Source organism: Enterobacter sp. MGH 16 (genome assembly GCF_000493175.1).
Classification (GTDB): Bacteria; Pseudomonadota; Gammaproteobacteria; order Enterobacterales; family Enterobacteriaceae; genus Enterobacter; species Enterobacter roggenkampii.
The window spans coordinates 3,645,058-3,671,684 of the sequence record NZ_KI535695.1 but is presented as its reverse complement, the minus strand read 5'-3'; the positions used below and the strand labels follow the sequence as shown (position 1 = coordinate 3,671,684).

Annotated in this window: 17 protein-coding genes, 2 tRNA genes and 3 rRNA genes; 17 read left to right on the top strand and 5 right to left on the bottom strand. The window is 55.7% G+C overall.

Features of this window, described 5'->3' with window-relative positions:
- Positions 1-24: 24 nt before the first annotated feature.
- Entirely contained in the window at positions 25-726 is a 702-nt protein-coding gene (gene fre / locus L362_RS05630; RefSeq protein WP_021242862.1) for an NAD(P)H-flavin reductase, read from the top strand.
- A 161-nt stretch (positions 727-887) separates the two neighbouring features.
- Here the strand turns inward: fre and fadA are convergent, their stop codons facing one another.
- Positions 888-2,051: an acetyl-CoA C-acyltransferase FadA gene (gene fadA / locus L362_RS05635; protein ID WP_008501515.1), complete on the bottom strand. Its 1,164-nt coding sequence runs from the start codon at positions 2,049-2,051 to the stop codon at positions 888-890.
- A gap of 9 nt (positions 2,052-2,060) precedes the next feature.
- Positions 2,061-4,250, bottom strand: coding sequence for a fatty acid oxidation complex subunit alpha FadB (fadB, locus tag L362_RS05640; RefSeq protein ID WP_023345078.1), 2,190 nt, complete (start codon positions 4,248-4,250; stop codon positions 2,061-2,063).
- Positions 4,251-4,439: 189 nt separating this feature from the next.
- Here fadB and pepQ point away from each other — a divergent pair, with 189 nt between their 5' ends.
- From pepQ to L362_RS05700, 12 genes are all read left to right on the top strand, one after another.
- Positions 4,440-5,771 carry a Xaa-Pro dipeptidase gene (pepQ, locus tag L362_RS05645; protein ID WP_023345077.1) on the top strand — a complete coding sequence of 444 codons (1,332 nt, stop codon included), beginning with the start codon at positions 4,440-4,442 and terminating at the stop codon, positions 5,769-5,771.
- Positions 5,771-6,385, top strand: a complete 615-nt coding sequence (locus L362_RS05650) for an IMPACT family protein (protein ID WP_023345076.1) — start codon at positions 5,771-5,773, stop codon at positions 6,383-6,385. The genes pepQ and L362_RS05650 overlap by 1 nt, the downstream gene beginning before the upstream one ends.
- A gap of 39 nt (positions 6,386-6,424) precedes the next feature.
- Positions 6,425-7,876 carry a Trk system potassium transporter TrkH gene (gene trkH, locus L362_RS05655; RefSeq protein WP_008501511.1) on the top strand — a complete coding sequence of 484 codons (1,452 nt, stop codon included), beginning with the start codon at positions 6,425-6,427 and terminating at the stop codon, positions 7,874-7,876.
- 10 nt (positions 7,877-7,886) lie between these two features.
- Positions 7,887-8,432, top strand: a complete 546-nt coding sequence (hemG, locus tag L362_RS05660) for a menaquinone-dependent protoporphyrinogen IX dehydrogenase (RefSeq protein ID WP_023345075.1) — start codon at positions 7,887-7,889, stop codon at positions 8,430-8,432.
- A 353-nt stretch (positions 8,433-8,785) separates the two neighbouring features.
- Positions 8,786-10,327: ribosomal RNA gene (locus tag L362_RS05665) — 16S ribosomal RNA — on the top strand.
- A gap of 69 nt (positions 10,328-10,396) precedes the next feature.
- Positions 10,397-10,473 (top strand) — tRNA-Ile (locus tag L362_RS05670).
- Positions 10,474-10,516: 43 nt separating this feature from the next.
- Positions 10,517-10,592, top strand: a tRNA-Ala gene (locus L362_RS05675).
- A 169-nt stretch (positions 10,593-10,761) separates the two neighbouring features.
- A 23S ribosomal RNA gene (locus L362_RS05680) occupies positions 10,762-13,666 on the top strand.
- Positions 13,667-13,737: 71 nt separating this feature from the next.
- A 5S ribosomal RNA gene (rrf, locus tag L362_RS05685) occupies positions 13,738-13,853 on the top strand.
- The 16S, 23S and 5S rRNA genes sit together here with 2 tRNA genes alongside, the layout of an rRNA operon.
- Before the next feature lie 124 nt (positions 13,854-13,977).
- A complete protein-coding gene (gene murB / locus L362_RS05690; RefSeq protein WP_023345074.1) occupies positions 13,978-15,006 on the top strand; it encodes a UDP-N-acetylmuramate dehydrogenase in 1,029 nt (342 codons plus the stop codon).
- A complete protein-coding gene (gene birA, locus L362_RS05695) occupies positions 15,003-15,965 on the top strand; it encodes a bifunctional biotin--[acetyl-CoA-carboxylase] ligase/biotin operon repressor BirA (protein ID WP_008503241.1) in 963 nt (320 codons plus the stop codon). Before murB ends, birA begins: the two co-directional genes overlap by 4 nt.
- 16 nt (positions 15,966-15,981) lie before the next feature.
- Complete coding sequence (locus L362_RS05700) at positions 15,982-16,974, top strand: glycosyl hydrolase family 8 (RefSeq protein WP_023345073.1); 993 nt, start codon at positions 15,982-15,984, stop codon at positions 16,972-16,974.
- A 54-nt stretch (positions 16,975-17,028) separates the two neighbouring features.
- Here the strand turns inward: L362_RS05700 and bcsG are convergent, their stop codons facing one another.
- Genes bcsG through bcsE form a run of 3 tightly spaced genes read right to left on the bottom strand, consistent with a single transcriptional unit; the run spans position 17,029 to position 20,454 of the window.
- Positions 17,029-18,708: a cellulose biosynthesis protein BcsG gene (gene bcsG / locus L362_RS05705; protein ID WP_023345072.1), complete on the bottom strand. Its 1,680-nt coding sequence runs from the start codon at positions 18,706-18,708 to the stop codon at positions 17,029-17,031.
- Positions 18,701-18,898 (bottom strand): cellulose biosynthesis protein BcsF, encoded by a 198-nt coding sequence (bcsF, locus tag L362_RS0123175; protein ID WP_024908822.1) that lies wholly within the window; start codon positions 18,896-18,898, stop codon positions 18,701-18,703. The genes bcsG and bcsF overlap by 8 nt, the downstream gene beginning before the upstream one ends.
- The gene (gene bcsE, locus L362_RS05710) at positions 18,892-20,454 is read right to left on the bottom strand and encodes a cellulose biosynthesis c-di-GMP-binding protein BcsE (RefSeq protein ID WP_023326268.1); all 1,563 of its coding nucleotides are present in this window, start codon (positions 20,452-20,454) and stop codon (positions 18,892-18,894) included. The genes bcsF and bcsE overlap by 7 nt, the downstream gene beginning before the upstream one ends.
- A 174-nt stretch (positions 20,455-20,628) precedes the next feature.
- Between bcsE and bcsR the strand changes: the two genes are divergently transcribed.
- The 4 genes from bcsR to bcsB are packed head-to-tail and all read left to right on the top strand — an operon-like array spanning position 20,629 to position 26,624.
- The gene (gene bcsR / locus L362_RS05715) at positions 20,629-20,817 is read left to right on the top strand and encodes a cellulose biosynthesis protein BcsR (protein ID WP_008503237.1); all 189 of its coding nucleotides are present in this window, start codon (positions 20,629-20,631) and stop codon (positions 20,815-20,817) included.
- Positions 20,818-20,828: 11 nt separating this feature from the next.
- Entirely contained in the window at positions 20,829-21,581 is a 753-nt protein-coding gene (gene bcsQ / locus L362_RS05720) for a cellulose biosynthesis protein BcsQ (protein WP_008503236.1), read from the top strand.
- Positions 21,578-24,193, top strand: coding sequence for a UDP-forming cellulose synthase catalytic subunit (gene bcsA, locus L362_RS05725; RefSeq protein ID WP_023345071.1), 2,616 nt, complete (start codon positions 21,578-21,580; stop codon positions 24,191-24,193). The genes bcsQ and bcsA overlap by 4 nt, the downstream gene beginning before the upstream one ends.
- A gap of 10 nt (positions 24,194-24,203) precedes the next feature.
- The gene (gene bcsB, locus L362_RS05730; protein WP_045353332.1) at positions 24,204-26,624 is read left to right on the top strand and encodes a cellulose biosynthesis cyclic di-GMP-binding regulatory protein BcsB; all 2,421 of its coding nucleotides are present in this window, start codon (positions 24,204-24,206) and stop codon (positions 26,622-26,624) included.
- The last annotated feature ends 3 nt before the right edge of the window (positions 26,625-26,627 follow it).

The following is a 26,627-nucleotide window of genomic DNA, read 5'->3' as shown; positions in this document are numbered from 1 at the left end:
TAGACTTCCCGACAGAGAGAGCGAATGACAACCTTAAGCTGTAAAGTGACCTCGGTAGATGCCATCACCGACACCGTATATCGCGTCCGTTTAGTGCCAGAAGCGCCATTCTCTTTCCGCGCGGGTCAGTATCTGATGGTCGTGATGGATGAGCGTGATAAGCGTCCTTTCTCTATGGCCTCAACGCCAGCGGAGCAGGAATTTATTGAGCTTCATATTGGTGCGTCAGAGCTTAACCTGTATGCGATGGCCGTCATGGACCGCATTCTGAAAGAGCGCGAGATCGTGGTCGATATTCCTCACGGCGAGGCATGGTTACGTGATGACGAAGACCGTCCGCTGATCCTGATTGCCGGTGGTACAGGCTTCTCCTACGTGCGCTCTATTCTGTTGACCGCCCTGGCGCGTAACCCGGAACGTGATATCACCATCTACTGGGGCGGCCGCGAAGAGAAGCACCTGTATGACCTGTCCGAACTCGAAGCGCTGAGCGTCACCCATCCTAACCTGCGCATTGAGCCGGTGGTTGAGCAGCCGGAAGAGGGCTGGCGCGGGCGTAGCGGTACGGTACTGACGGCAGTGCTGCAGGATCACGGTACGCTGGCAGGACATGACATCTATATTGCAGGGCGTTTCGAGATGGCGAAAATCGCCCGCGATCTGTTCTGTAACGAACGTGATGCGCGTGAAGATCGCCTGTTTGGCGATGCGTTTGCCTTCATTTAAATAAAAAACCCGCCCCTGACAGGCGGGAAGAACGGCAACTAAACTGTTTCTCTTCGCCAGTGACACGACTGGCGGCGAGGTACCTCTCGTAGGCCGGGAAAGCGCAGCGCCTCCCGGCAAAAGCCCGATGGGGCGATGCTTATCGGGCCTACGTTATAGCCTTACACTCTCTCAAACACCGTCGCGATACCCTGACCCAGACCGATACACATCGTTGCCAGACCAAACTGGGCATCTTTGCGTTCCATCAGGTTGATCAGCGTCGTGCTGATACGCGCCCCGGAACAGCCCAGCGGGTGTCCGAGGGCGATCGCGCCGCCGTTGAGGTTAATCTTCTCGTCGATCTGCTCCATCAGCCCCAGATCTTTAATGCACGGCAGGATCTGCGCGGCGAACGCTTCGTTCATCTCAAACAGATCGATGTCGCTGGCGGTTAAGCCCGCTTTTTTCAGCGCCAGCTTTGAAGCCGGAACCGGGCCGTAGCCCATGATCGACGGATCGCAGCCCACGACCGCCATCGAACGCACGCGGGCGCGAGGCGTTAACCCCAGCTCGCGGGCGCGACTTTCGCTCATCACCAGCATCGCGGCGGCGCCGTCGGACAACGCCGACGAGGTCCCTGCCGTGACCGTACCGGTGACGGGGTCAAACGCCGGACGTAGCGTGGATAGCGCTTCGACGGTGGTTTCCGGGCGGATCACTTCGTCGTAGCTGAACTGCTTCAGAACGCCGTCTGCATCGTGGCCGCCGGTCGGGATGATCTCGTTCTTAAAGGCACCGGACTGCGTGGCGGCCCAGGCGCGAGCGTGAGAGCGCGCGGCAAAGGCATCCTGCATTTCGCGGCTGATGCCGTGCAGGCGGGAGAGCATCTCGGCGGTCAGGCCCATCATACCCGCAGCTTTCGCCACGTTGCGGCTCATGCCGGGATGGAAGTCGACCCCGTGACTCATCGGGACGTGACCCATGTGCTCGACGCCGCCCACCAGGCAGGCCTGCGCATCGCCGGTCATGATCATGCGGGCCGCGTCGTGCAGCGCCTGCATTGACGAACCGCACAGGCGGTTGACGGTGACGGCCGGAACCGAATGCGGGATCTCCGCCAGCAGCGACGCGTTGCGGGCGATGTTGAAGCCCTGCTCCAGGGTCTGCTGCACGCAGCCCCAGTAGATATCGTCCAGCGCAGCCGGATCCAGCGCCGGGTTACGCGCCAGCAGGCTACGCATCAGGTGCGCGGAGAGGTCTTCCGCACGCACGTTACGGAACGCGCCGCCTTTTGAACGGCCCATCGGGGTGCGAATCGCATCAACAATGACAACCTTTTCCATTGTGACTCCTTAAGCCGTTTTCAGCTCGCCAACCGGACGGGCTGGCTCAACTGCGGGATAGTAGGGTTCGTTATGGCGCGCTTTGTTACGCAGCCCTTCCGGCACTTCATACAGCGGGCCGAGGTGCTGATACTGCTGGGCCATATCGAGATAGCGGGCGCTGCCGAGCGTGTCCAGCCAGCGGAACGCGCCGCCGTGGAACGGAGGGAAGCCGAGGCCATACACCAGCGCCATGTCGGCTTCTGCCGGGCTGGCGATAATGCCTTCTTCGAGGCAACGCACTACTTCGTTAATCATCGGGATCATCATCCGGGCGATGATTTCATCGTCGGTGAAGTCGCGTTTTGGCTGACTGACGTCGGCCAGCAGGCCATCCACCGCCGGATCTTCTTCTTTCTTCGGTTTGCCTTTGCTGTCTTCTTTATAGCGCCAGAAGCCCAGGCCGTTTTTCTGACCGAAGCGGTTAGCGTCGAACAGCGCGTCAATGGCGTCGCGATAGTCTTTCTGCATGCGCTGCGGGAAACCTGCCGCCATCACCGCCTGGGCGTGGTGGGCGGTATCAATGCCCACAACGTCCAGCAGATACGCCGGGCCCATCGGCCAGCCGAACTGTTTTTCCATCACTTTGTCGATTTTGCGGAAGTCCGCGCCGTCGCGCAGCAGCTGGCTAAAACCGGCGAAGTAAGGGAACAGCACGCGGTTGACGAAGAAGCCCGGGCAGTCGTTAACGACGATCGGCGTTTTGCCCATCTTGCTGGCCCATGCCACCACTTTGGCGATGGTGTCGTCTGAGGTTTTTTCCCCGCGGATCACTTCGACCAGCGGCATGCGGTGTACCGGGTTGAAGAAGTGCATACCGCAGAAGTTTTCCGGACGCTTCAGCACGCTCGCCAGTTCGCTGATTGGAATGGTGGAGGTGTTAGAGGCCAGAACGGTACCCGGGCGAACCTTGTCTTCCGTTTCCGCCAGCACCGCTTTTTTCACTTTCGGATTCTCGACAACGGCTTCGACCACCACGTCGACACGATCGAAACCGCTGTATTCCAGCACGGGCTGAATGGTGGAGATCACGCCTGCCAGCTTCAGTCCGTCAATTTTGCCGCGCTCAAGCTGTTTATTCAGCAGCTTGGCCGCTTCGGTCATGCCCAGCGTCAGGGATTTCTCGTTGATGTCTTTCATCACTACCGGCACGCCTTTCCAGGCAGATTGGTAGGCGATGCCGCCACCCATAATGCCCGCGCCGAGTACCGCCGCATGTTTTGGCGTCTCAACGTTTTTGGTCAGCTGTTTGGCTTTGCCTTTCACGAACTGATCGTTCAGGAAGATACCGACCAGCGCGCGAGCCTCATTGGTGTGCGCCAGCGGGACAAAGCTCTGATTTTCGAGCTTCAGCGCTTCATCGCGCCCGAAACGGGCAGCCGCTTCAATGGTTTTCACCGCCGCGATCGGCGCCGGGTAGTGTTTACCCGCCGTCTGCATCACCATGCCTTTGGCGATGGTGAAGCTCATGGTGGCTTCAATCTTGCTGAGTTTTAACGGCTCCAGCTTCGGCTGGCGTTTGGCCTTCCAGTCCAGATCGCCGTTAATGGCCTGACGCAGAATGGCGAGTGCGCCTTCAACAAGCTTCTCAGGTTTCACCACGCCGTCGACCAGGCCAATTTTCTGCGCCTGTTCGGCGCCGACGTCTTTACCCGCGGCAATGATCTCCAGCGCGCTGTCGGCGCCCAGCATGCGCGGCATACGGACGGAGCCGCCAAAGCCCGGCATAATGCCCAGCTTGGTTTCCGGCAGGCCGATGCGCAGATCCGGCGTCGCCAGGCGGTAGTCGGTCGCCAGCACGCACTCACAGCCGCCGCCCAGCGCGTAGCCGTTAACGGCGGAAATGGTCGGGACAGGCAGATCTTCCAGACGATTAAAGACGCTATTGGCAAAGTGCAGCCACTGGCTCAGCTGTTCTTCCGGCACCAGGAAGAGCGAAAGGAATTCGGTGATATCGGCACCGACGATAAAGGCCGCTTTGTTCGAGCGCAGCAGCAGCCCTTTTAATTCAGTTTGTTTTTCCAGAACATCCAGCGCCTGGCCAAGACTGGCCACCGTCGCGGTATCGAGCTTATTGACTGAGCCGGGGGCATCGAACACGAGTTCGGCAATGCCATCTTCCAGCCAGTTGAGGTACAGGGTGTCGCCTTTGTAGAGCATGTCAGTCTCCTGAATCCAGCAAGTGGATCTGGTCATACCAGATGAGTCGGAGTGTGGGATTTATGTTAATAAAATGCAAATTACTCATTAAGAAATTGCTGCATTGATCACGGTCGGTGGAAATCACGCAGGCGGAGTGAGGTGTGCTAAGATGCGATGACTTGAGGTCAAAAAACGAAAGGAATAATGATGGACTCACTGGCTTCGCTTTATAAAAATCATATCGTTACCCTACAGGAACGTACCCGCGATGTACTGGCCCGCTTTAAGCTGGATGCGCTGCTGATCCACTCCGGCGAGCTGATGAATACCTTTCTGGATGACCACGCTTATCCGTTTAAGGTGAACCCACAGTTTAAGGCCTGGGTGCCGGTGACGCAGGTTCCCAACTGCTGGCTGCTGGTGGATGGTGTGAACAAGCCGAAACTGTGGTTCTACCTGCCGGTCGATTACTGGCACAACGTTGAGCCGCTGCCGACCTCTTTCTGGACGGAAGAAATTGAGGTCATTGCGCTGCCAAAAGCGGACGGCATTGGCGGCCAGCTGCCTGCCGCGCGTGGCAACATCGCTTATATTGGCCCTGTTCCGGAGCGTGCATTAAGCCTGGATATTGCGGCAGACAAGCTCAACCCGAAAGGGGTGCTGGATTACCTCCACTATTACCGCGCGTATAAAACCGACTACGAACTTTACTGCATGCGTGAAGCGCAAAAGACCGCGGTAAACGGTCACCGTGCGGCGCATGAAGCCTTCCAGTCCGGCATGAGCGAGTTCGACATCAACCAGGCGTATCTGACCGCCACCGGTCATCGCGATACCGACGTGCCGTACAGCAACATTGTCGCGCTCAACGAGCACGCGTCCGTCCTGCACTACACCAAACTGGATCACCATGTTCCTTCAGAAATGCGCAGCTTCCTGCTGGACGCAGGGGCAGAGTACAACGGCTACGCGGCCGATCTGACCCGTACCTGGGCGGCAAATGCGGATACCGATTTTGCACAGCTGATCAAAGACGTGAACGATGAACAGCTGGCGCTGATTGGCACCATGAAGGCGGGAACCAGCTATGTGGACTACCACATCCAGTTCCATCAGCGCATTGCTAAACTGCTGCGTAAGCATCAGATTGTGAAAGACATGAGCGAAGAGGCGATGGTCGAGAACGATCTGACCGGGCCATTTATGCCGCACGGTATCGGCCACCCGCTGGGCCTGCAGGTGCACGACGTTGCGGGCTTTATGCAGGATGATACCGGTACGCACCTGGCGGCACCGTCTAAATATCCTTACCTGCGCTGCACCCGTATTCTGGAGCCGCGCATGGTGTTGACGATTGAACCGGGGATCTACTTTATCGAATCCCTGCTGGCGCCGTGGCGTGAAGGCCAGTTCAGCAAGCACTTCAACTGGGCAAAAATTGACGCGCTGAAGCCGTTTGGCGGCATTCGTATCGAAGATAACGTGGTGATTCACGAAAACGGTATCGAGAATATGACGCGAGACCTGAAGCTGGCCTGATGGAAAGCTGGCTGATACCGGCTGAACCGGTCACCTTTGTTGAGGAAATCAAGAAAAGCCGCTTTATTACCCTGCTGGCGCATACCGACGGCGTAGAGGCGGCAAAAGCGTTTGTCGAGTCCGTCCGGGCTGAGCATCCTGACGCCCGTCACCACTGCGTGGCGTGGGTAGCAGGGCCGCCGGACGATTCGCAGCAGCTGGGGTTTTCCGATGACGGTGAACCGGCGGGCACGGCCGGTAAACCCATGCTCTCGCAGCTGATGGGTAGCAGCGTGGGTGAAATTACCGCCGTGGTGGTGCGCTACTACGGCGGCATCCTGTTAGGTACGGGTGGGCTGGTAAAAGCGTATGGCGGCGGCGTTCAGCAGGCACTGAATATCCTGAAGACCACCCGCAAAACGCCTCTCACCGAATATACTTTGTTATGCGATTACGCCCAGCTCTCGGGTATTGAAGCGCTGCTGAGGCAGTTTAACGGTGTCATCGCACACAGTGAATATCAGGCGATGGTGCAATTACGCGTGGCGCTTCCTCAGGCGGAACTGGCTGCTTTTTCAGCAAAACTGGCTGATTTTAGTCGTGGTTCGTTGCAATTGCTGCCGATTGAAGAATAATCCCCACCTCACTTTTGAATACCAAAGGAAGCGGCAGAGATGCATTTTCGTGCCATAACCCGAATCGTTGGACTGCTGGTCATACTCTTTTCCGGGACGATGATTATCCCTGGACTGGTGGCGCTTATCTACCGGGACGGGGCGGGGCGGGCATTTACCCAGACCTTCTTTGTCGCGCTGGCGATCGGCTCCCTGCTGTGGTGGCCGAACCGTCGTCAGAAAGGTGAGCTGAAATCTCGCGAAGGCTTTCTGATTGTGGTCCTGTTCTGGACGGTGTTGGGGAGCGTCGGTTCGCTGCCCTTTATCTTCTCTGAACAGCCTAACCTGAGCATCACGGATGCCTTCTTTGAATCCTTCTCCGGCTTAACGACGACCGGGGCCACGACGCTGGTGGGGCTGGATTCGCTGCCGCACGCGATTCTCTTTTATCGCCAGATGCTGCAGTGGTTCGGCGGTATGGGGATCATCGTCCTGGCGGTGGCCATCCTGCCGATTCTGGGCGTCGGGGGGATGCAGCTCTATCGCGCCGAAATGCCAGGACCGCTGAAAGATAACAAGATGCGGCCGCGTATTGCCGAGACGGCGAAAACCCTGTGGCTGATTTATGTCTTGCTGACGGTAGCCTGCGCGCTGGCGCTATGGTTTGCCGGGATGCCTGCGTTTGATGCTATCGGACACAGTTTTGCGACGATTGCCATCGGCGGGTTCTCCACCCACGATGCCAGCGTGGGCTATTTCGACAGCCCAACGATTAACACTATCATTGCCATTTTCCTGCTGATCTCCGGCTGTAACTACGGCCTGCACTTCTCTTTACTGAGCGGGCGCAGCCTGAAGGTGTACTGGCGTGACCCTGAGTTCCGCATGTTCATTGGGGTCCAGCTGACGCTGGTGATCATCTGTACGCTGGTGCTGTGGTTCCATGATGTCTATAACTCCGCGTTGACCACGCTAAACCAGGCCTTCTTCCAGGTGGTGTCGATGGCGACGACCGCCGGGTTTACCACGGACAGCATCGCCCGTTGGCCGCTGTTCCTGCCGGTGCTTCTGCTCTGTTCCGCGTTTATCGGCGGCTGTGCGGGGTCGACGGGCGGTGGTCTGAAGGTGATCCGTATTCTGCTGCTGTTCAAGCAGGGCAACCGTGAGCTGAAGCGTCTCGTCCACCCCAATGCGGTCTACAGCATCAAGCTGGGGAACCGCGCGCTGCCGGAACGTATCCTCGAAGCGGTGTGGGGATTCTTCTCGGCGTATGCGCTGGTCTTTATCGTCAGTATGCTGGCGATTATCGCGACGGGAGTGGATGATTTCTCCGCCTTTGCGTCCGTCGTCGCAACATTGAATAACCTCGGGCCTGGCCTGGGCGTGGTGGCGGATAACTTTGCCAGTATGAACCCGGTCGCGAAATGGATCCTCATCGCCAATATGCTGTTTGGTCGTCTTGAGGTCTTTACGCTGCTGGTGCTGTTCACCCCTACATTCTGGCGCGAGTAAGGAGCCGTTGATGAAAACATTGATTCTTTTCTCTACGCGAGACGGACAAACGCGTGAGATTGCCGCATATCTTGCATCGGAATTAAAAGAGTTGGGTATTTACTCGGATGTGGTGAACCTGAACCGTGCGGAACAGATTGCCTGGCAGGATTACGATCGCGTGGTGATTGGTGCATCTATTCGTTACGGGCATTTCCATCCGGCGCTGGATCGCTTTGTGAAAAAGCACACGGCAATACTCAACAAAATGCCAGGCGCGTTTTACTCGGTCAATCTGGTTGCGCGTAAAGCGGAGAAGCGCACGCCACAGACCAACAGCTACACACGCAAGTTTTTACTCAGCTCGCCGTGGCAGCCAGACCTGTGCGCCGTTTTTGCCGGCGCGCTGCGCTACCCTCGCTACCGCTGGTATGACCGCTTTATGATCCGTCTAATTATGAAGATGACGGGGGGAGAAACCGATACGCGTAAAGAAGTGGTTTATACCGACTGGTCGCAGGTAGCCAGTTTTGCGCGGGAAATCGCACATTTAACGGGCGATTCGCGACTTAAATAAGCGTTAAGTTTGAAAAGTGAGCGAACGAAAAGTTTTTTGTATTTTGTGCTTGTCACTTCAGAATAACTCCCTATAATGCGCCTCCACTGACACGGAACAACGGCACACACGCCGCCGGGTCAGCAGAGAATAGCGAAAATAAACGCTTGACTCTGAAGCGGGAAAGCGTAATATGCACACCCCGCGCCGCAGCGAAAACGAAGCGGCACTGCTCTTTAACAATTTATCAGACAATCTGTGTGGGCACTCAAAGTGACATGGATTCTTAACGTCCTCGGACGAAAAATGAATACCAAGTCTCTGAGTGAACATACGTAATTCATTACGAAGTTTAATTCACGAGCATCAAACTTAAATTGAAGAGTTTGATCATGGCTCAGATTGAACGCTGGCGGCAGGCCTAACACATGCAAGTCGAGCGGCAGCGGAAAGTAGCTTGCTACTTTGCCGGCGAGCGGCGGACGGGTGAGTAATGTCTGGGAAACTGCCTGATGGAGGGGGATAACTACTGGAAACGGTAGCTAATACCGCATAATGTCGCAAGACCAAAGAGGGGGACCTTCGGGCCTCTTGCCATCAGATGTGCCCAGATGGGATTAGCTAGTAGGTGGGGTAACGGCTCACCTAGGCGACGATCCCTAGCTGGTCTGAGAGGATGACCAGCCACACTGGAACTGAGACACGGTCCAGACTCCTACGGGAGGCAGCAGTGGGGAATATTGCACAATGGGCGCAAGCCTGATGCAGCCATGCCGCGTGTATGAAGAAGGCCTTCGGGTTGTAAAGTACTTTCAGCGGGGAGGAAGGCGCTGAGGTTAATAACCTCAGCGATTGACGTTACCCGCAGAAGAAGCACCGGCTAACTCCGTGCCAGCAGCCGCGGTAATACGGAGGGTGCAAGCGTTAATCGGAATTACTGGGCGTAAAGCGCACGCAGGCGGTCTGTCAAGTCGGATGTGAAATCCCCGGGCTCAACCTGGGAACTGCATTCGAAACTGGCAGGCTAGAGTCTTGTAGAGGGGGGTAGAATTCCAGGTGTAGCGGTGAAATGCGTAGAGATCTGGAGGAATACCGGTGGCGAAGGCGGCCCCCTGGACAAAGACTGACGCTCAGGTGCGAAAGCGTGGGGAGCAAACAGGATTAGATACCCTGGTAGTCCACGCCGTAAACGATGTCGACTTGGAGGTTGTGCCCATGAGGCGTGGCTTCCGGAGCTAACGCGTTAAGTCGACCGCCTGGGGAGTACGGCCGCAAGGTTAAAACTCAAATGAATTGACGGGGGCCCGCACAAGCGGTGGAGCATGTGGTTTAATTCGATGCAACGCGAAGAACCTTACCTACTCTTGACATCCAGAGAACTTTCCAGAGATGGATTGGTGCCTTCGGGAACTCTGAGACAGGTGCTGCATGGCTGTCGTCAGCTCGTGTTGTGAAATGTTGGGTTAAGTCCCGCAACGAGCGCAACCCTTATCCTTTGTTGCCAGCGGTCCGGCCGGGAACTCAAAGGAGACTGCCAGTGATAAACTGGAGGAAGGTGGGGATGACGTCAAGTCATCATGGCCCTTACGAGTAGGGCTACACACGTGCTACAATGGCGCATACAAAGAGAAGCGACCTCGCGAGAGCAAGCGGACCTCATAAAGTGCGTCGTAGTCCGGATTGGAGTCTGCAACTCGACTCCATGAAGTCGGAATCGCTAGTAATCGTAGATCAGAATGCTACGGTGAATACGTTCCCGGGCCTTGTACACACCGCCCGTCACACCATGGGAGTGGGTTGCAAAAGAAGTAGGTAGCTTAACCTTCGGGAGGGCGCTTACCACTTTGTGATTCATGACTGGGGTGAAGTCGTAACAAGGTAACCGTAGGGGAACCTGCGGTTGGATCACCTCCTTACCTTAAAGAACCTGCCTTTGTAGTGCTCACACAGATTGTCTGATGAAAAACAGCAGTAAAAATCTCTGCAGGCTTGTAGCTCAGGTGGTTAGAGCGCACCCCTGATAAGGGTGAGGTCGGTGGTTCAAGTCCACTCAGGCCTACCAAACTCCTTTTAAAGGATGAGCGGTACAGAGATTGCAAAACGATGGGGCTATAGCTCAGCTGGGAGAGCGCCTGCTTTGCACGCAGGAGGTCTGCGGTTCGATCCCGCATAGCTCCACCATCTTTACTGCGAACCCAAGAAAACTTCAGAGTGAACCTGAAAAGGTGCACTGCGAAGTTTTGCTCTTTAAAAATCTGGATCAAGCTGAAAATTGAAACGACACATCTTAATGGTGTGTTCGAGTCTCTCAAATTTTCGCAATCAGAAGTGAAACATCTTCGGGTTGTGAGGTTAAGCGACTAAGCGTACACGGTGGATGCCCTGGCAGTCAGAGGCGATGAAGGACGTGCTAATCTGCGAAAAGCGCCGGCGAGGTGATATGAACCTTTGACCCGGCGATGTCCGAATGGGGAAACCCAGTGTGTTCCGACACACTATCGTTAACTGAATACATAGGTTAACGAGGCGAACCGGGGGAACTGAAACATCTAAGTACCCCGAGGAAAAGAAATCAACCGAGATTCCCCCAGTAGCGGCGAGCGAACGGGGAGCAGCCCAGAGTCTGAATCAGCTTGTGTGTTAGTGGAAGCGTCTGGAAAGTCGCACGGTACAGGGTGACAGTCCCGTACACGAAAGCACACAGGTTGTGAACTCGAAGAGTAGGGCGGGACACGTGGTATCCTGTCTGAATATGGGGGGACCATCCTCCAAGGCTAAATACTCCTGACTGACCGATAGTGAACCAGTACCGTGAGGGAAAGGCGAAAAGAACCCCGGCGAGGGGAGTGAAAAAGAACCTGAAACCGTGTACGTACAAGCAGTGGGAGCACCTTCGTGGTGTGACTGCGTACCTTTTGTATAATGGGTCAGCGACTTATATTCTGTAGCAAGGTTAACCGTATAGGGGAGCCGAAGGGAAACCGAGTCTTAACTGGGCGTTAAGTTGCAGGGTATAGACCCGAAACCCGGTGATCTAGCCATGGGCAGGTTGAAGGTTGGGTAACACTAACTGGAGGACCGAACCGACTAATGTTGAAAAATTAGCGGATGACTTGTGGCTGGGGGTGAAAGGCCAATCAAACCGGGAGATAGCTGGTTCTCCCCGAAAGCTATTTAGGTAGCGCCTCGTGAACTCATCTTCGGGGGTAGAGCACTGTTTCGGCTAGGGGGCCATCCCGGCTTACCAACCCGATGCAAACTACGAATACCGAAGAATGTTATCACGGGAGACACACGGCGGGTGCTAACGTCCGTCGTGAAGAGGGAAACAACCCAGACCGCCAGCTAAGGTCCCAAAGTCATGGTTAAGTGGGAAACGATGTGGGAAGGCACAGACAGCCAGGATGTTGGCTTAGAAGCAGCCATCATTTAAAGAAAGCGTAATAGCTCACTGGTCGAGTCGGCCTGCGCGGAAGATGTAACGGGGCTAAACCATGCACCGAAGCTGCGGCAGCGACGCTTATGCGTTGTTGGGTAGGGGAGCGTTCTGTAAGCCGTTGAAGGTGGCCTGTGAGGGTTGCTGGAGGTATCAGAAGTGCGAATGCTGACATAAGTAACGATAAAGCGGGTGAAAAGCCCGCTCGCCGGAAGACCAAGGGTTCCTGTCCAACGTTAATCGGGGCAGGGTGAGTCGACCCCTAAGGCGAGGCCGAAAGGCGTAGTCGATGGGAAACAGGTTAATATTCCTGTACTTGGTGTTACTGCGAAGGGGGGACGGAGAAGGCTATGTTAGCCGGGCGACGGTTGTCCCGGTTTAAGCATGTAGGCGGAGGTTCCAGGTAAATCCGGTACCTTTTAACGCTGAGGTGTGATGACGAGGCACTACGGTGCTGAAGTAACAAATGCCCTGCTTCCAGGAAAAGCCTCTAAGCATCAGGTAACATCAAATCGTACCCCAAACCGACACAGGTGGTCAGGTAGAGAATACCAAGGCGCTTGAGAGAACTCGGGTGAAGGAACTAGGCAAAATGGTGCCGTAACTTCGGGAGAAGGCACGCTGATATGTAGGTGAAGCCCCTGCGGGTGGAGCTGAAATCAGTCGAAGATACCAGCTGGCTGCAACTGTTTATTAAAAACACAGCACTGTGCAAACACGAAAGTGGACGTATACGGTGTGACGCCTGCCCGGTGCCGGAAGGTTAATTGATGGGGTTAGCGGCAACGCGAAGCTCTTGATCGAAGCCCCGGTAAACGGCGGCCGTAACTATAACGGTCCTAAGGTAGCGAAATTCCTTGTCGGGTAAGTTCCGACCTGCACGAATGGCGTAATGATGGCCAGGCTGTCTCCACCCGAGACTCAGTGAAATTGAACTCGCTGTGAAGATGCAGTGTACCCGCGGCAAGACGGAAAGACCCCGTGAACCTTTACTATAGCTTGACACTGAACACTGGTCCTTGATGTGTAGGATAGGTGGGAGGCTTTGAAGTGTGGACGCCAGTCTGCATGGAGCCGTCCTTGAAATACCACCCTTTAATGGCTGGTGTTCTAACGTAGACCCGTAATCCGGGTTGCGGACAGTGTCTGGTGGGTAGTTTGACTGGGGCGGTCTCCTCCCAAAGAGTAACGGAGGAGCACGAAGGTTAGCTAATCCTGGTCGGACATCAGGAGGTTAGTGCAATGGCATAAGCTAGCTTGACTGCGAGAGTGACGGCTCGAGCAGGTGCGAAAGCAGGTCATAGTGATCCGGTGGTTCTGAATGGAAGGGCCATCGCTCAACGGATAAAAGGTACTCCGGGGATAACAGGCTGATACCGCCCAAGAGTTCATATCGACGGCGGTGTTTGGCACCTCGATGTCGGCTCATCACATCCTGGGGCTGAAGTAGGTCCCAAGGGTATGGCTGTTCGCCATTTAAAGTGGTACGCGAGCTGGGTTTAGAACGTCGTGAGACAGTTCGGTCCCTATCTGCCGTGGGCGCTGGAGAATTGAGGGGGGCTGCTCCTAGTACGAGAGGACCGGAGTGGACGCATCACTGGTGTTCGGGTTGTCATGCCAATGGCACTGCCCGGTAGCTAAATGCGGAAAAGATAAGTGCTGAAAGCATCTAAGCACGAAACTTGCCCCGAGATGAGTTCTCCCTGAGACTTTAAGTCTCCTGAAGGAACGTTGAAGACGACGACGTTGATAGGTCGGGTGTGTAAGCGCAGCGATGCGTTGAGCTAACCGATACTAATGAACCGTGAGGCTTAACCTTACAACGCCGAAGATGTTTTGGCGAAGAGACAGACACGATTTTCAGCTTTGATACAGATTTAACAGAATTTGCCTGGCGGCTTTAGCGCGGTGGTCCCACCTGACCCCATGCCGAACTCAGAAGTGAAACGCCGTAGCGCCGATGGTAGTGTGGGGTCTCCCCATGTGAGAGTAGGGAACTGCCAGGCATCAAACAAGTGAAGAGGCCATCCGGAAGGATGGCCTTTTTGCGTTTATGCGCTGCACAAACTAATCCCCCAACACCCTGCTTATACGGTAAACTATCTGCGTTTTTGCATCAGGATAGCGTCTATGAACCACTCCCTTAAGCCCTGGAATACCTTTGGCATTCAACGCAATGCTAATCAAATTGTACGTGCCGATACTGCACAGCAGCTGCTGGATGCATGGCAAAGCGCAACAGAAAAAAACGAACCTGTACTGATTCTGGGCGAAGGAAGTAATGTCCTGTTTCTCGACGATTTTGCGGGAACGGTGATCGTTAACCGCATCATGGGAATTGATGTGGAAGAGCATGCCGATAGCTGGCATCTGCACGTGGGTGCCGGAGAAAACTGGCATCACCTGGTGCAATTTACCCTCGAAAAAGAGATTCCGGGTCTGGAAAACCTTGCGCTTATTCCAGGCTGCGCCGGCTCGTCACCCATTCAAAACATCGGCGCCTACGGCATCGAACTGAAGCACGTCTGTGACTATGTCGACTGCATCGAACTGGCGACCGGAACGGCCACGCGTTTAACGGCAGAACAGTGCCGTTTTGGCTATCGTGACAGTATCTTCAAGCATGAATATCAGGATCGCTACGTGATTGTCGCCGTGGGCCTGCGTCTGTCGAAGAACTGGCAGCCCGTATTGACCTACGGGGATTTAACGCGTCTCGATCCGGCTACCGTTACCGCCCGCGACGTTTTTGACTCGGTTTGCCATATGCGGATGACCAAGCTTCCCGATCCAAAAGTAAACGGAAATGCAGGAAGCTTCTTCAAAAACCCGGTGATCGGCGGCGAAAATGCCCGACGTTTTCTGGAGGAGTGGCCAACCGCGCCACATTACCCTCAGGCAGATGGCAGCGTGAAGCTGGCAGCAGGATGGCTTATCGATCAATGCCAGCTAAAAGGCACTTCAGTCGGCGGGGCAGCCGTTCACCGACAGCAGGCTCTGGTGCTGATTAACCAGCGCGATGCAACCAGCGACGATGTGGTACAGCTGGCTCATTATGTTCGTCAGCGTGTGGGCGAAAAATTTAACGTCTGGCTGGAGCCAGAAGTCCGCTTCATTGGTCGCACAGGTGAAGTCAACGCCGTGGAGACTATCGCATGAAGGACAATACGGTCCCGTTAACCCTGATTGGTATCCTGGCGGATGGTGAATTTCATTCCGGCGAGCAGCTGGGTGAGCAGCTTGGCATGAGCCGCGCCGCCATTAACAAGCACATCCAGACGCTTCGCGACTGGGGGGTTGATGTATTTACGGTTCCCGGAAAAGGGTACAGCCTGCCGGAGCCGATACAATTATTGAATGAAGACACGATCCGCAGCCAGATTGGACACGGTAATGTGGCGGTGCTGCCTGTTATTGATTCGACGAACCAGTATCTGCTGGATCGTCTGCCTGAGCTGAAATCCGGCGATGCCTGCGTTGCTGAGTATCAGCAGGCCGGTCGCGGTCGTCGTGGCCGCAAGTGGTTTTCCCCCTTTGGTGCCAACCTCTATCTGTCTATGTACTGGCGACTCGATCAGGGCCCGGCCGCTGCCATTGGCCTGAGTCTGGTCATCGGTATCGTTATGGCGGAGGTGCTTCACGATCTGGGGGCGGATCAAGTGCGTGTTAAATGGCCTAACGATCTGTACCTCAACGATCGTAAACTTGCCGGCATTCTGGTCGAACTGACGGGCAAAACGGGCGATGCGGCGCAAATCGTCATTGGCGCGGGCCTCAATATGGTGATGCGCAATGTCCAGAATGATGTGGTGAATCAGGCCTGGACTAACCTCCAGGAGGCGGGGATCGTCATCGATCGTAACACCCTTGCCGTACGTATGATTAAAGAGCTGCGCAGCTCGCTCACGCTTTTTGAGCAGGAAGGGCTGGCACCGTTCCTGTCTCGTTGGGAAAAACTGGATAACTTCATCAACCGCCCGGTGAAATTGCTGATTGGGGATAAAGAGATCTACGGCACTTCCCGCGGTATTGACGCTCAGGGCGCGCTGCTCCTGGAGCAGGATGGCGTGATCAAACCCTGGATGGGCGGTGAGATTTCCCTGCGGAGTGCCGAATAACCGGATGGAGTGAATGATGCGAAAAACCGTCTGCGCGACGCTGGCCGTCATGATGAGCGTGTTGTTCTCACCCCTCTCTCAGGCGGGTCAGGCCTGGGAGAGTTATAAGGCACGCTTTTTCAAACCGGAAGGCCGCATTGTCGATACCGGCAATGGCGGCGTGTCGCATACGGAAGGTCAGGGATTTGCCATGCTGATGGCAGTGGCCAACGACGATAAGGCCACGTTCGATAAGCTCTGGCAATGGACAAACCGTGAGCTGAAGAACAAAGAGAACGGTCTGTTTTACTGGCGCTATAACCCCGCAGAGTCCAACCCGGTCGCGGACAAAAACAATGCCGCCGATGGCGATGTGCTGATTGCCTGGGCGCTGCTTAAAGCCGATGCCCGCTGGCATGACAAACGCTACGGCGCCGCATCGGATGCCATTACAAAAGCGCTGGTTGCCCATAGCGTCATCCGCTATGCGGGTTACCGCGTGATGCTGCCCGGCGTCCAGGGATTTAAGCTTGACGGTGAAGCGATCCTTAACCCTTCCTACTTCGTGTTTCCGGCCTGGCAGGCCTTCGCCGGACGCAGTCATTTGCCTGTCTGGCGCGATTTGATTAAGGATGGCAAACGTCTGCTGGGGAAAATGGGCTCGGGAAAAGCGAATCTGCCCGCTGACTGGGTTTCACTGGCATCTGATGGCAAGCTGGCACCCGCTACAGGCTGGCCGCCGCGAATGAGCTATGACGCGATTCGTATTCCGCTGTATCTTGCCTGGTCTGATAAGCAAAGCCCGCTGCTGGCGCCGTGGAAAACCTGGTTTGGTCAGTTCCCGCGGGAACAAACGCCCGCCTGGGTTAACGTCATGACCAACGAATATGCGCCCTACATGATGGAAGGCGGGCTGTTGGCTGTACGCGATTTAACGATGGGACAGTCTTCCGGAGAACCCGAAATCACCTCTAAAGACGACTACTATTCGGCAAGTCTGAAAATGCTGGTGTGGATTTCGGCGCAATAACAACACACTGACTATCCCCTCTCCCTAATGGGGAGAGGGTTAGGGGTAAATCAGTTACTGCGGATACGGTACCCAATCCCCGCCGTTCAGGCGAACGTACGGTTTGTTCTGATACTGAATGACGACCGCGTTGGCGTTCTCAGAGACTTCTGCCGTTTGCGGCAGGTTGCTGGTGAGCTGATCCCAGTTCACGCTATCTTCCACAAACAGCTTCCCGTCAACGGCACGGGCAACCAGTTCAGAGATCGCCAGATAGCTGGTCGGCTGGGTGATTTCAATCGGTGCGCCCTGATGGGGTGCTTTCATACCAAAGAATTTAATGCCAGCAGGCACGTTGGTGATGGACGGGCTTGGGATATCACGCAGACCCGACACCTGCATTCTGTCGCCTTTCAGCGCGCCGCCGTGCTCAGGAACCACAACCACCATCACTTTACGGCCTGATTTTTCCAGCTCCGTGAAGAACGCGTCTAGCTCGTCGAAGAACTTCTGCGCACGCACTTTATAATCTGCCGTTTTGCTCACGCCCGGGAAATGGTTACCGTCGTGGAGCGGCAGGGTGTTAAAGAAGGTCGCACTGCGCGGATTACTGTCTTTCTCGATGGTCTGAAGCCAGCGCTGCAGCACGGCGGTATCGTCATAAACCGGCGAGCCGTCGAAGCCCAGCAGAGTAACGGGAAGACCGGTTTGATCCATTAACGGTGCCTGCATACCACCCTGTTCACGCACCTCTTTCAGGAAGTTACCGAACTGGCCGTTATGTCCCAGCATCAGATGCTGCGTAAAGCCCAGTTTGGCGAGGTTATCAAACAGATAACACTGATTGCCGGCAGGCTGATACAGATTCTTATGCGATGCCTGACCGCAGCTTGCACGCAGCAGGCGGATTGCTGCCGGGCCGCTGTACGAGGTGGCAGAGTTAAAATCTTTAAACTGAATGTCGAAATGCGACCACAGCGGATGGGACATCAAACCGGCTGCATCCACGTCGGCCCATGAGAGAGAGCAGATGTTGATCACCAGCAATTCAAACGGCTGAGCATCCGCCGGCAGCGCATCCGGGAATTTGGTCTGTCGCTTGTCTTCCGCAGTGTAGAAGCTGGAGAGCCAGGCGTTCAGATTTGTGGAGGTCGGCGGTGCGGTCTGGGTTGGGATATCGCCCACTACAGGCGTATCGCCAGCCGTGGTAACGGTTGCTGCTGCGCTTCCCCCTGTGGTGGTCACCGTGGTGGTCGGTTGACCAGCAGGCCACAGCGAAAAGCCCGGACCAGCCAGCGTCAGCACGTTCAGCCAGATCATAATCGCGACGACAAACACCGTGATGCGGATCCACTGTGACAGGAACAGCCAGGCAACCAGCAGCACAAATACCGCGCCAATCATCTGCCAGTTAATAAACCGCTCGGTCAGATCGAGGACATAGCCGGCGCTAAAGCCTGCCACCTGCGACCCCTGGCTCATAATGCTGTCCGGCCCCGGTAACCAGGTATCATGCCAGAACAGCGCAAAGCCGACGGGGATGGCTATCCAGTGACGCAAGCGATGCAGCCTGATATTCGGCAGGGGCATCAGCAGGAAGGCCATAAACACCAGGTTGAGAAGGGGATGGAAATTCAGATAGCCTGCCCACAGCAGACCAAACTTCACGAGAAAGTAGAAGTTCCAGCCGGAAAGGCCGCGCCAGTATTGCCAGAGCGGCGAGGGTGACGAAGCGGTATAGGTAGAATTAGTCATGTTTTCGGTCTGCCTTGACGTGTGATGCCCGTGTCAGTGTTCCGGCTGGTTTTACATAGCGAGGTTTTATAAACAGCACTCTGGCCGTATCACGGATACGACGTATGGAATGGCGTGCATAGTAGCCAAGCGGGAAAAAGATCAGCGCACAGAATATAACCAGTTGGATGATATCGCTGATATTCATGATGGTGCGTTCTCCGCGTTGTCCGTTAATAAGCGAAGGGGCTCCGGAACCCGGCGCCAGATATGGCCATCATGTCTGGCATTGAGGATCGGTTTCGCATCGCTCTTAATTGCGAGCGGTTTAGCCCATTGTTCAGGCTGGAGCGCACGCATCTGTACCAGCTCCGCGCTGATCGTATTATCTTCGAACCAAATCATACGGTTCGAGAAAATATCCCCGGTAGGCAGGGGGAAGATATGGTTTAGCGCCGTATCGAGATCGTTGACCCGGCAGAAGGACAAAAACAGCACCAGGCGATTGTCGCCAATGGTCATGATATCTCCCGTACGGTTGGGGCGACACAAGGTGAGCGCCTGTTCAACGCGGATACCCGGTACAGGACGCAGGGCAACCATAACCCCTTTTCCGTCAGCAGGAAGAAGCGTATTGCTCATCATATTGCCGACGGCGTCGCAGAAGGTATCCCATTTTTGATATCCACGCAGCTTCATCGGCTGCGTCATAGAGAGCAGTGTGGAAATGTCTTCCGGTACATGGCGGCTAAACTGCTGGCCCTGAACGCTTTCGATCAGCGTCAGGCAGCGTGACAGCGGCGCATTCCACGGAATAACCATATTTGCCCCGCAGCCAAGAAGCAGGCGCTCATCGGTGGCGCGCAGGCTGGTATTGTTTTCGCGCACGATGATTTTTAACGCGCTTCCGCGCTGGCGGCGCAGGGTGTGGATTTGCCTTGCCAGCGTCTCAATCTGGTTATTCTGCATCAATGAGAAAATAAGGGTCGCCGCCTGGGTTGTGCGGGCTTCGTGGAAAAGGTCTTCGTTAGATTCAAACAGCGACCAGTTTTCCGACAGGGCCGGTGCCCCCTCTAAAACCGCGATATGGCTCAGGATACGTTTTTCATCACTGCGCGGTTGCACCACGGTTTCTTCCTGCTGTGCCAGGTGCCACTTACCCTCGATATGTTTCAGCGTAAGTTGTTGTCTGGCGCTCACGCCTTTTTCATTACACCAGAATGCAATATCGTAGAGATAGCTGCCCACCTGGTCACGAACGCTTGCCAGACCGAACAGAGAACGATATTCACCCATTAAAAGTGAGAACAGCTTGTCATTATTACTGCCGGGATTGACTATCAGTAGCGTGCAATTTTGAAATTTTGCCCATTTATTGATTTTTTCCAGCCAGGGCAGCAGTTTTTCAGCAGGGATATTTTGCAGGACGTTATTTGCACATTTAAGAATCACTAAATAGTGATCCGGATCAATAGTGCACTGAACGTCGCGGGACAAAAAGTATAGACTATCGGCTTCCGATGTCATGGAAAATAATCGTACCGTCTGAGGGCCGCGATCGTTTTCCAGCGTGATAATTTTCTTCGGATCTTCGCCCATGCTAATGACAGCCACGCGGGAATCCTTATCCTGGGCAGCAATTGTCTGGTTTACCAGACTGATAGCATCTTCATTACGGTCCGTATTAATCCACCAGACTCCTCCGACTGGCATGTGGCTCAATTCGTCCCATAATGACTGGATGCCAATAGAAAATATGGAGTCCACGGTGTCCCTCTTTTCGTCTAATTTATCTGTATCTCAGTTTACTAGCGAAAGCGTAGAAATAAACCTAACATTGAAATTAAAGAACATCAGATTTAGCATGTAAATGAAATTTCATAGGGCAGGATGCCTCGCTACTTCTGAACTGGCGATTTTACGCAAAGGGATGGAAAAAGAATGGATAATAACGAACCCGGAACCCCAGTCGACTCGACCCTGGGTTACACATTCCAAAACGATTTTCTGGCGCTGACGCAGGCCTTTTCTTTACCTGAAATAGATTACACCGATATTTCCCAGCGGGAACAGTTGGCTGCGGCTATTAAACGCTGGCCGTTATTAGCTGAATTCGCCCATCAACAATAAGGGAGCCATTGATGGCCATACTCGGATTACAGGGTGTCCGTGGGGGTGTGGGTACCACATCTGTTACCGCGGCGCTGGCGTGGTCATTACAGCTTTTAGGTGAATCGGTGCTGGTTATTGACGCCTGCGCCGATAATTTGCTGCGTATGTCGTTTAACGTCGACTTTACTCGCGAAGAGGGCTGGGCCCGCGCGCTGCTTGACGATAAAGACTGGCAGGATGCAGGTATGCGCTATACCTCCCTACTTGACCTGCTGCCGTTTGGTCAACTGACCACCACGGAACGCGAGAATGAAGCCGCGTACCAGCGCCTGTTTTCACAATTCACGCTGGCGCTGCAGAGCCTTAGGGAAAAGGGGCACTACAAGTGGATCCTGCTGGATCTGCCGCACGGTGCCGGCACGCTGACACGACAGCTTATCGCCCAGTGCGATCATGTCCTCTCGATCGTTAACGTCGATGCGAACTGCCATATCCGCCTGCACCAGCAGGGACTGCCTCAAAATGGCCATATCCTGATTAACGATTTGCGCATTGGCAGCCAGATCCAGGACGATCTCTATCAGGTCTGGCTGCAAAGCCAGCGCCGCCTGCTTCCGATTGTCATCCATCGTGATGAGGGAATGGCGGAATGCCTTGCGTCTAAGCAACCGCTCGGTGAATACCGCAGCGATTCACTGGCGGCAGAAGAGATCCTGACGCTGGCTAACTGGTGTCTGCTGAACTTCGCCAACAGGGCGGAGCATGCAGGGAGTGCTGTATGAGTCGTCTCGCCAGCTGGTTACTCATCCCACCGGTCAGTTCGCGTTTGAGCGAACATTACCGGCATTTTCGCCGTCACGGTGCGTCGGCATTTAGCGCCGCGCTCGGCTGTTTCTGGATGATTCTGGCCTGGATGTTTATACCGCTTGAACACCCGCGCTGGCAGCGCATACGTGCACGGCACAGCGAGCTATATCCGCACATTAATCCTGACCGACCGCGTCCACTGGATCCGGCGCGCTATCTCATTCAGGCCATCTGGCTGGTGGCGACCTCATCCCGCGCGGAGACAAAAACGCCGCACTGGCGGAGCTTCTCCCGCGTGCAGCAGTTACGTGAACGCTATCATCAGTGGCTGGACAGACTGCCCGACAGCGTAAGCGATAAGACCAGCCATCTGGATAACCATAAAGAGCTCGGGCATCTCCACCCGGGCTTGCGGCGTTTTATCCTCGGCGTAATCGTCGTGTTCTCGCTCATTCTGGCGCTGGTCTGTATTACGCAGCCTTTCAACCCTCTGGCGCAGTTCACTTTCCTGATCCTGCTGTGGGGCGTGGCGCTACTGGTGCGCCGAATTCCGGGTCGCTTCTCGGCGCTGATGCTGATCGTATTGTCGCTGACCGTCTCCTGCCGCTACATCTGGTGGCGTTATACCTCGACGCTGAACTGGGACGACCCGGTGAGTCTGGTGTGCGGCCTGGTGCTGCTGTTTGCTGAAACCTATGCCTGGATTGTGCTGGTGCTGGGCTATTTCCAGGTGATCTGGCCGCTCAACCGCCAGCCGGTTCCGTTGCCAAAGGACACGACCCAGTGGCCAACCGTCGATCTCTTCGTGCCGACCTACAACGAAGACCTGAGCGTGGTGAAGAACACCATCTATGCCGCGCTGGGCATCGACTGGCCGAAAGACAAGCTCAAGGTCTGGATCCTGGATGACGGCAACCGTCCGGCGTTCCGCCAGTTCGCGGAGGAGGTTGGCGTCGAGTACATCGCCCGTCCGACGCACGAACACGCTAAGGCGGGGAACATCAACAACGCGTTGAAGTATGCCACCGGGGAGTTTGTTTCGATTTTTGACTGCGATCACGTGCCGACGCGCTCGTTCCTGCAGATGACCATGGGCTGGTTCCTGAAGGAGAAAGAGCTGGCGATGATGCAGACGCCGCACCACTTCTTCTCGCCGGACCCGTTTGAACGTAACCTTGGCCGTTTCCGTAAGACCCCGAACGAAGGTACGCTGTTCTATGGCCTGGTACAGGACGGAAACGACATGTGGGACGCCACCTTCTTCTGCGGCTCATGCGCCGTTATCCGCCGTAAGCCGCTGGATGAAATTGGCGGTATCGCCGTCGAGACGGTCACCGAAGATGCGCACACCTCTCTGCGCCTGCACCGTCGTGGCTATACCTCTGCCTATATGCGCATTCCGCAGGCTGCTGGCCTCGCAACGGAGTCACTGTCGGCGCACATTGGTCAGCGTATTCGCTGGGCGCGCGGCATGGTGCAGATCTTCCGTCTTGATAACCCACTGATCGGGAAAGGACTCGAGCTGGCGCAGCGTCTTTGCTACGTCAACGCCATGTTCCACTTCTTGTCCGGCATTCCGCGGCTGATCTTCCTGACCGCGCCGCTGGCGTTCCTGCTTCTTCACGCTTATATCATCTACGCTCCCGCGCTGATGATTGCGCTGTTTGTTCTGCCGCACATGATCCACGCGAGCCTGACGAACTCGAAGATACAGGGTAAATACCGCCACTCCTTCTGGAGTGAAATCTACGAAACGGTGCTGGCCTGGTACATCGCGCCGCCGACGATGGTGGCGCTGATTAACCCGCATAAAGGGAAATTCAACGTCACCGCGAAGGGCGGGCTGGTGGAGGAGGAGTACGTCGACTGGGTGATCTCCCGGCCGTATATCTTCCTGGTGCTGCTGAATATCGTGGGCGTCATTGCGGGTATCTGGCGCTACTTCTACGGCCCGGAAAACGAAATCCTGACCGTCTTCGTCAGTATGGCCTGGGTCTTCTACAACCTGATTATCCTCGGCGGCGCGGTGGCGGTGTCGGTGGAGAGCAAACAGGTTCGTCGCGCGCATCGCGTGGAAATCTGCATGCCAGCGGCGATCGCCCGTGAAGATGGCCATCTCTTCTCCTGTACCGTGCACGACTTCTCTGACGGCGGTCTGGGGATCAAAATCAACGGCCAGGCGAAGGTGCTGGAAGGGCAAAAAGTTAACCTGCTGCTTAAGCGCGGCCAGCAGGAGTATGTCTTCCCGACACAGGTCGTTCGCGTGGTGGGCAATGAAGTCGGCCTGCAGCTGATGCCGTTGACCAAAAAGCAACATATCGATTTTGTGCAGTGTACGTTTGCCCGCGCGGATACGTGGGCTCTCTGGCAGGACAGCTTCCCGGAGGATAAGCCTCTGGAAAGCCTGCTGGATATTCTGAAGCTGGGGTTCCGTGGCTATCGTCACCTTGCAGAATTTGCCCCGTCGTCGGTGAAATTAATTTTCCGGTCACTTACTTCGCAGGTTTCCTGGGTCGTGTCGTTCATTCCTCGTCGTCCTGAGCGGGATGAGGCGAAGCAGGCGGACCCGGTTATGGCTCAACAATGATGATAACGCGATGAAAACAAAACTTTCCTGGTTATGTGCAGTGGCAATGGGGATGAATGCGATCCCCGCAACAATGGCTAACGCAGCCCCGGGTAACGCAGCGGCAACGCCTGCGCCAACCGTACCTGTCGTCGCGCAAGCAACCGATCCGGTTGTCACCGCGGCACCGGGTCAAACTGAAAACATCATGCCGAACCAGCCAACGGAGGGGAACACCCTGCCGGCAGACGGTCAGGTCATCGGGCAGGTGATGCCGGGCGTCCGGGGGGCGAATGCGCCCGTCGTTGCGGACAATGCGCCGTCGCGTGACGTGAAGCTGACCTTCGCGCAAATTGCGCCGCCTCCGGGCAGCATGGTGCTGCGCGGCATCAACCCTAACGGCGGCATTGAATTTGGCATGCGCAGCGACGAGGTCGTCTCTAATGCGGTGCTGAATCTCGAATACACGCCGTCGCCGTCGCTGCTGCCGACCCAGTCTCAGCTGAAGGTCTATCTGAATGACGAGCTGATGGACGTTCTGCCGGTCACGAAAGAGCAGCTCGGCAAGAAAACGCAGGCGCAGGTGCCGATCAACCCGCTGTTTATCACCGACTTTAACCGTATTCGCCTGGAGTTTGTCGGCCACTACCGCGATGTCTGCGAAAACCCGGCCAGCAACACGCTGTGGATGGACGTCGGGCGTAACTCCTCGCTGCAGATGACCTACCAGTCGCTGGCGCTGAAAAACGATCTCTCGGCCTTCCCGGTTCCGTTCTTCGATCCGCGTGATAACCGCCCGCTCACGCTGCCGATGGTGTTCGCATCGTCCCCGGACGTGACCGAGCAGCTGGCGGCGACCATTGTGGCGTCCTGGTTTGGTTCACGCGCGGGCTGGCGCGGCCAGAGCTTCCCGGCGATGTATGACAAACTGCCGGACAGAAATGCCATTGTGTTTGCCACCAATGCGAAACGTCCGGCCTTCCTGCGCGATCATCCGGACGTCAACGCGCCGACCGTTGAGATGATAAGCCACCCGGAAAACCCGTACGTGAAGCTGCTGGTGGTCTTTGGTCGTGATGATAAAGATCTGGTTCAGGCAGCAAAAGCCATTGCCCAGGGCAACGTCCTTTTCCGCGGCAACAGCGTCGTGATAGATGAGGTCAAGCCGCTGCTGGCGCGTAAACCTTATGATGCGCCAAACTGGGTACGTACCGACCGTGCGGTCACCTTTGGCGAGCTGAAAACCTATGAAGAACAGCTGCAGGCGACGGGGCTTGAGCCAGCGCCGATTAGCCTGTCGCTGAATCTGCCGCCGGATCTGTACCTGCTGCGCACCAACGGCATTGATATCAATCTGAACTACCGCTATACCGCGCCAGCCACCAAAGACAGCTCGCGCATGGATATCAGCCTGAACAACCAGTTCCTGCAATCCTTCAGCCTGCAAAGCACGCAGGATACGAACCGCCTGATGCTTCGCCTGCCGGTGCTGCAGGGGCTGCTGGACGGTAAAACGGATGTTTCTATTCCGGCACTGAAGCTGGGGGCGATAAACCAGCTGCGCTTTGATTTCCAGTACATGAACCCGATGCCTGGCGGCTCGGCGGAAAACTGCATCACCTTCCAGCCGGTGCAGAACCACGTGGTGATTGGCGATGAGTCGACCATCGACTTCTCGAAGTACTATCACTTCCTGGCGATGCCGGACCTGCGCGCCTTTGCTAACGCGGGTTTCCCGTTCAGCCGTATGGCCGATCTCTCTGAGTCCATTGTGGTAATGCCAAAAGCGCCAAACGAAGGTCAGGTTACGACCCTGCTCGACACCATGGCGACCGTTGGAGGACAAACAGGATTACCGGCCATTAACGTCACGTTGACGGACGATGGCAGCCAGATTCAGAACAAAGATGCTGACATCATGGTGATCGGGACCATCCCGGATAAGCTGAAGGATGACAAACGTATCGATCTGCTGGTGAAAGCGGCCCAGTCCTGGGTTAATACGCCGCTGCGACAGACCGAGTTCCCGAGCATTATGCCGGATGTGAACGATCGTCAGGCCAGCGCGCAGACGACGGTAACGTCTCAGGGGGCGATGGCCGCGGTGGTGGGCTTCCAGTCGCCTTACAACGAACAGCGCAGCGTGGTGGCTCTCCTCGCGGACAGCCCGCGCGGGTATGAACTGCTCAATACGGCCATGAACGACAGCGGTAAACGTGCCGCGATGTTTGGTTCCGTGTCGGTGATCCGTGAGTCCGGCGTCAATAGCCTGCGCGTGGGGGATGTGTACTACGTGGGCCATCTGCCGTGGTTCGAACGCCTGTGGTATGCGCTGGCTAACCATCCGGTTCTGCTCGCTATCCTGGCTGCGGTCAGCGTGGTCTTGCTGGCATGGGTGCTGTGGCGTCTGCTGCGAATCATTAGCCGTCGTCGTCTGAACCCGGATGAGTAAGAT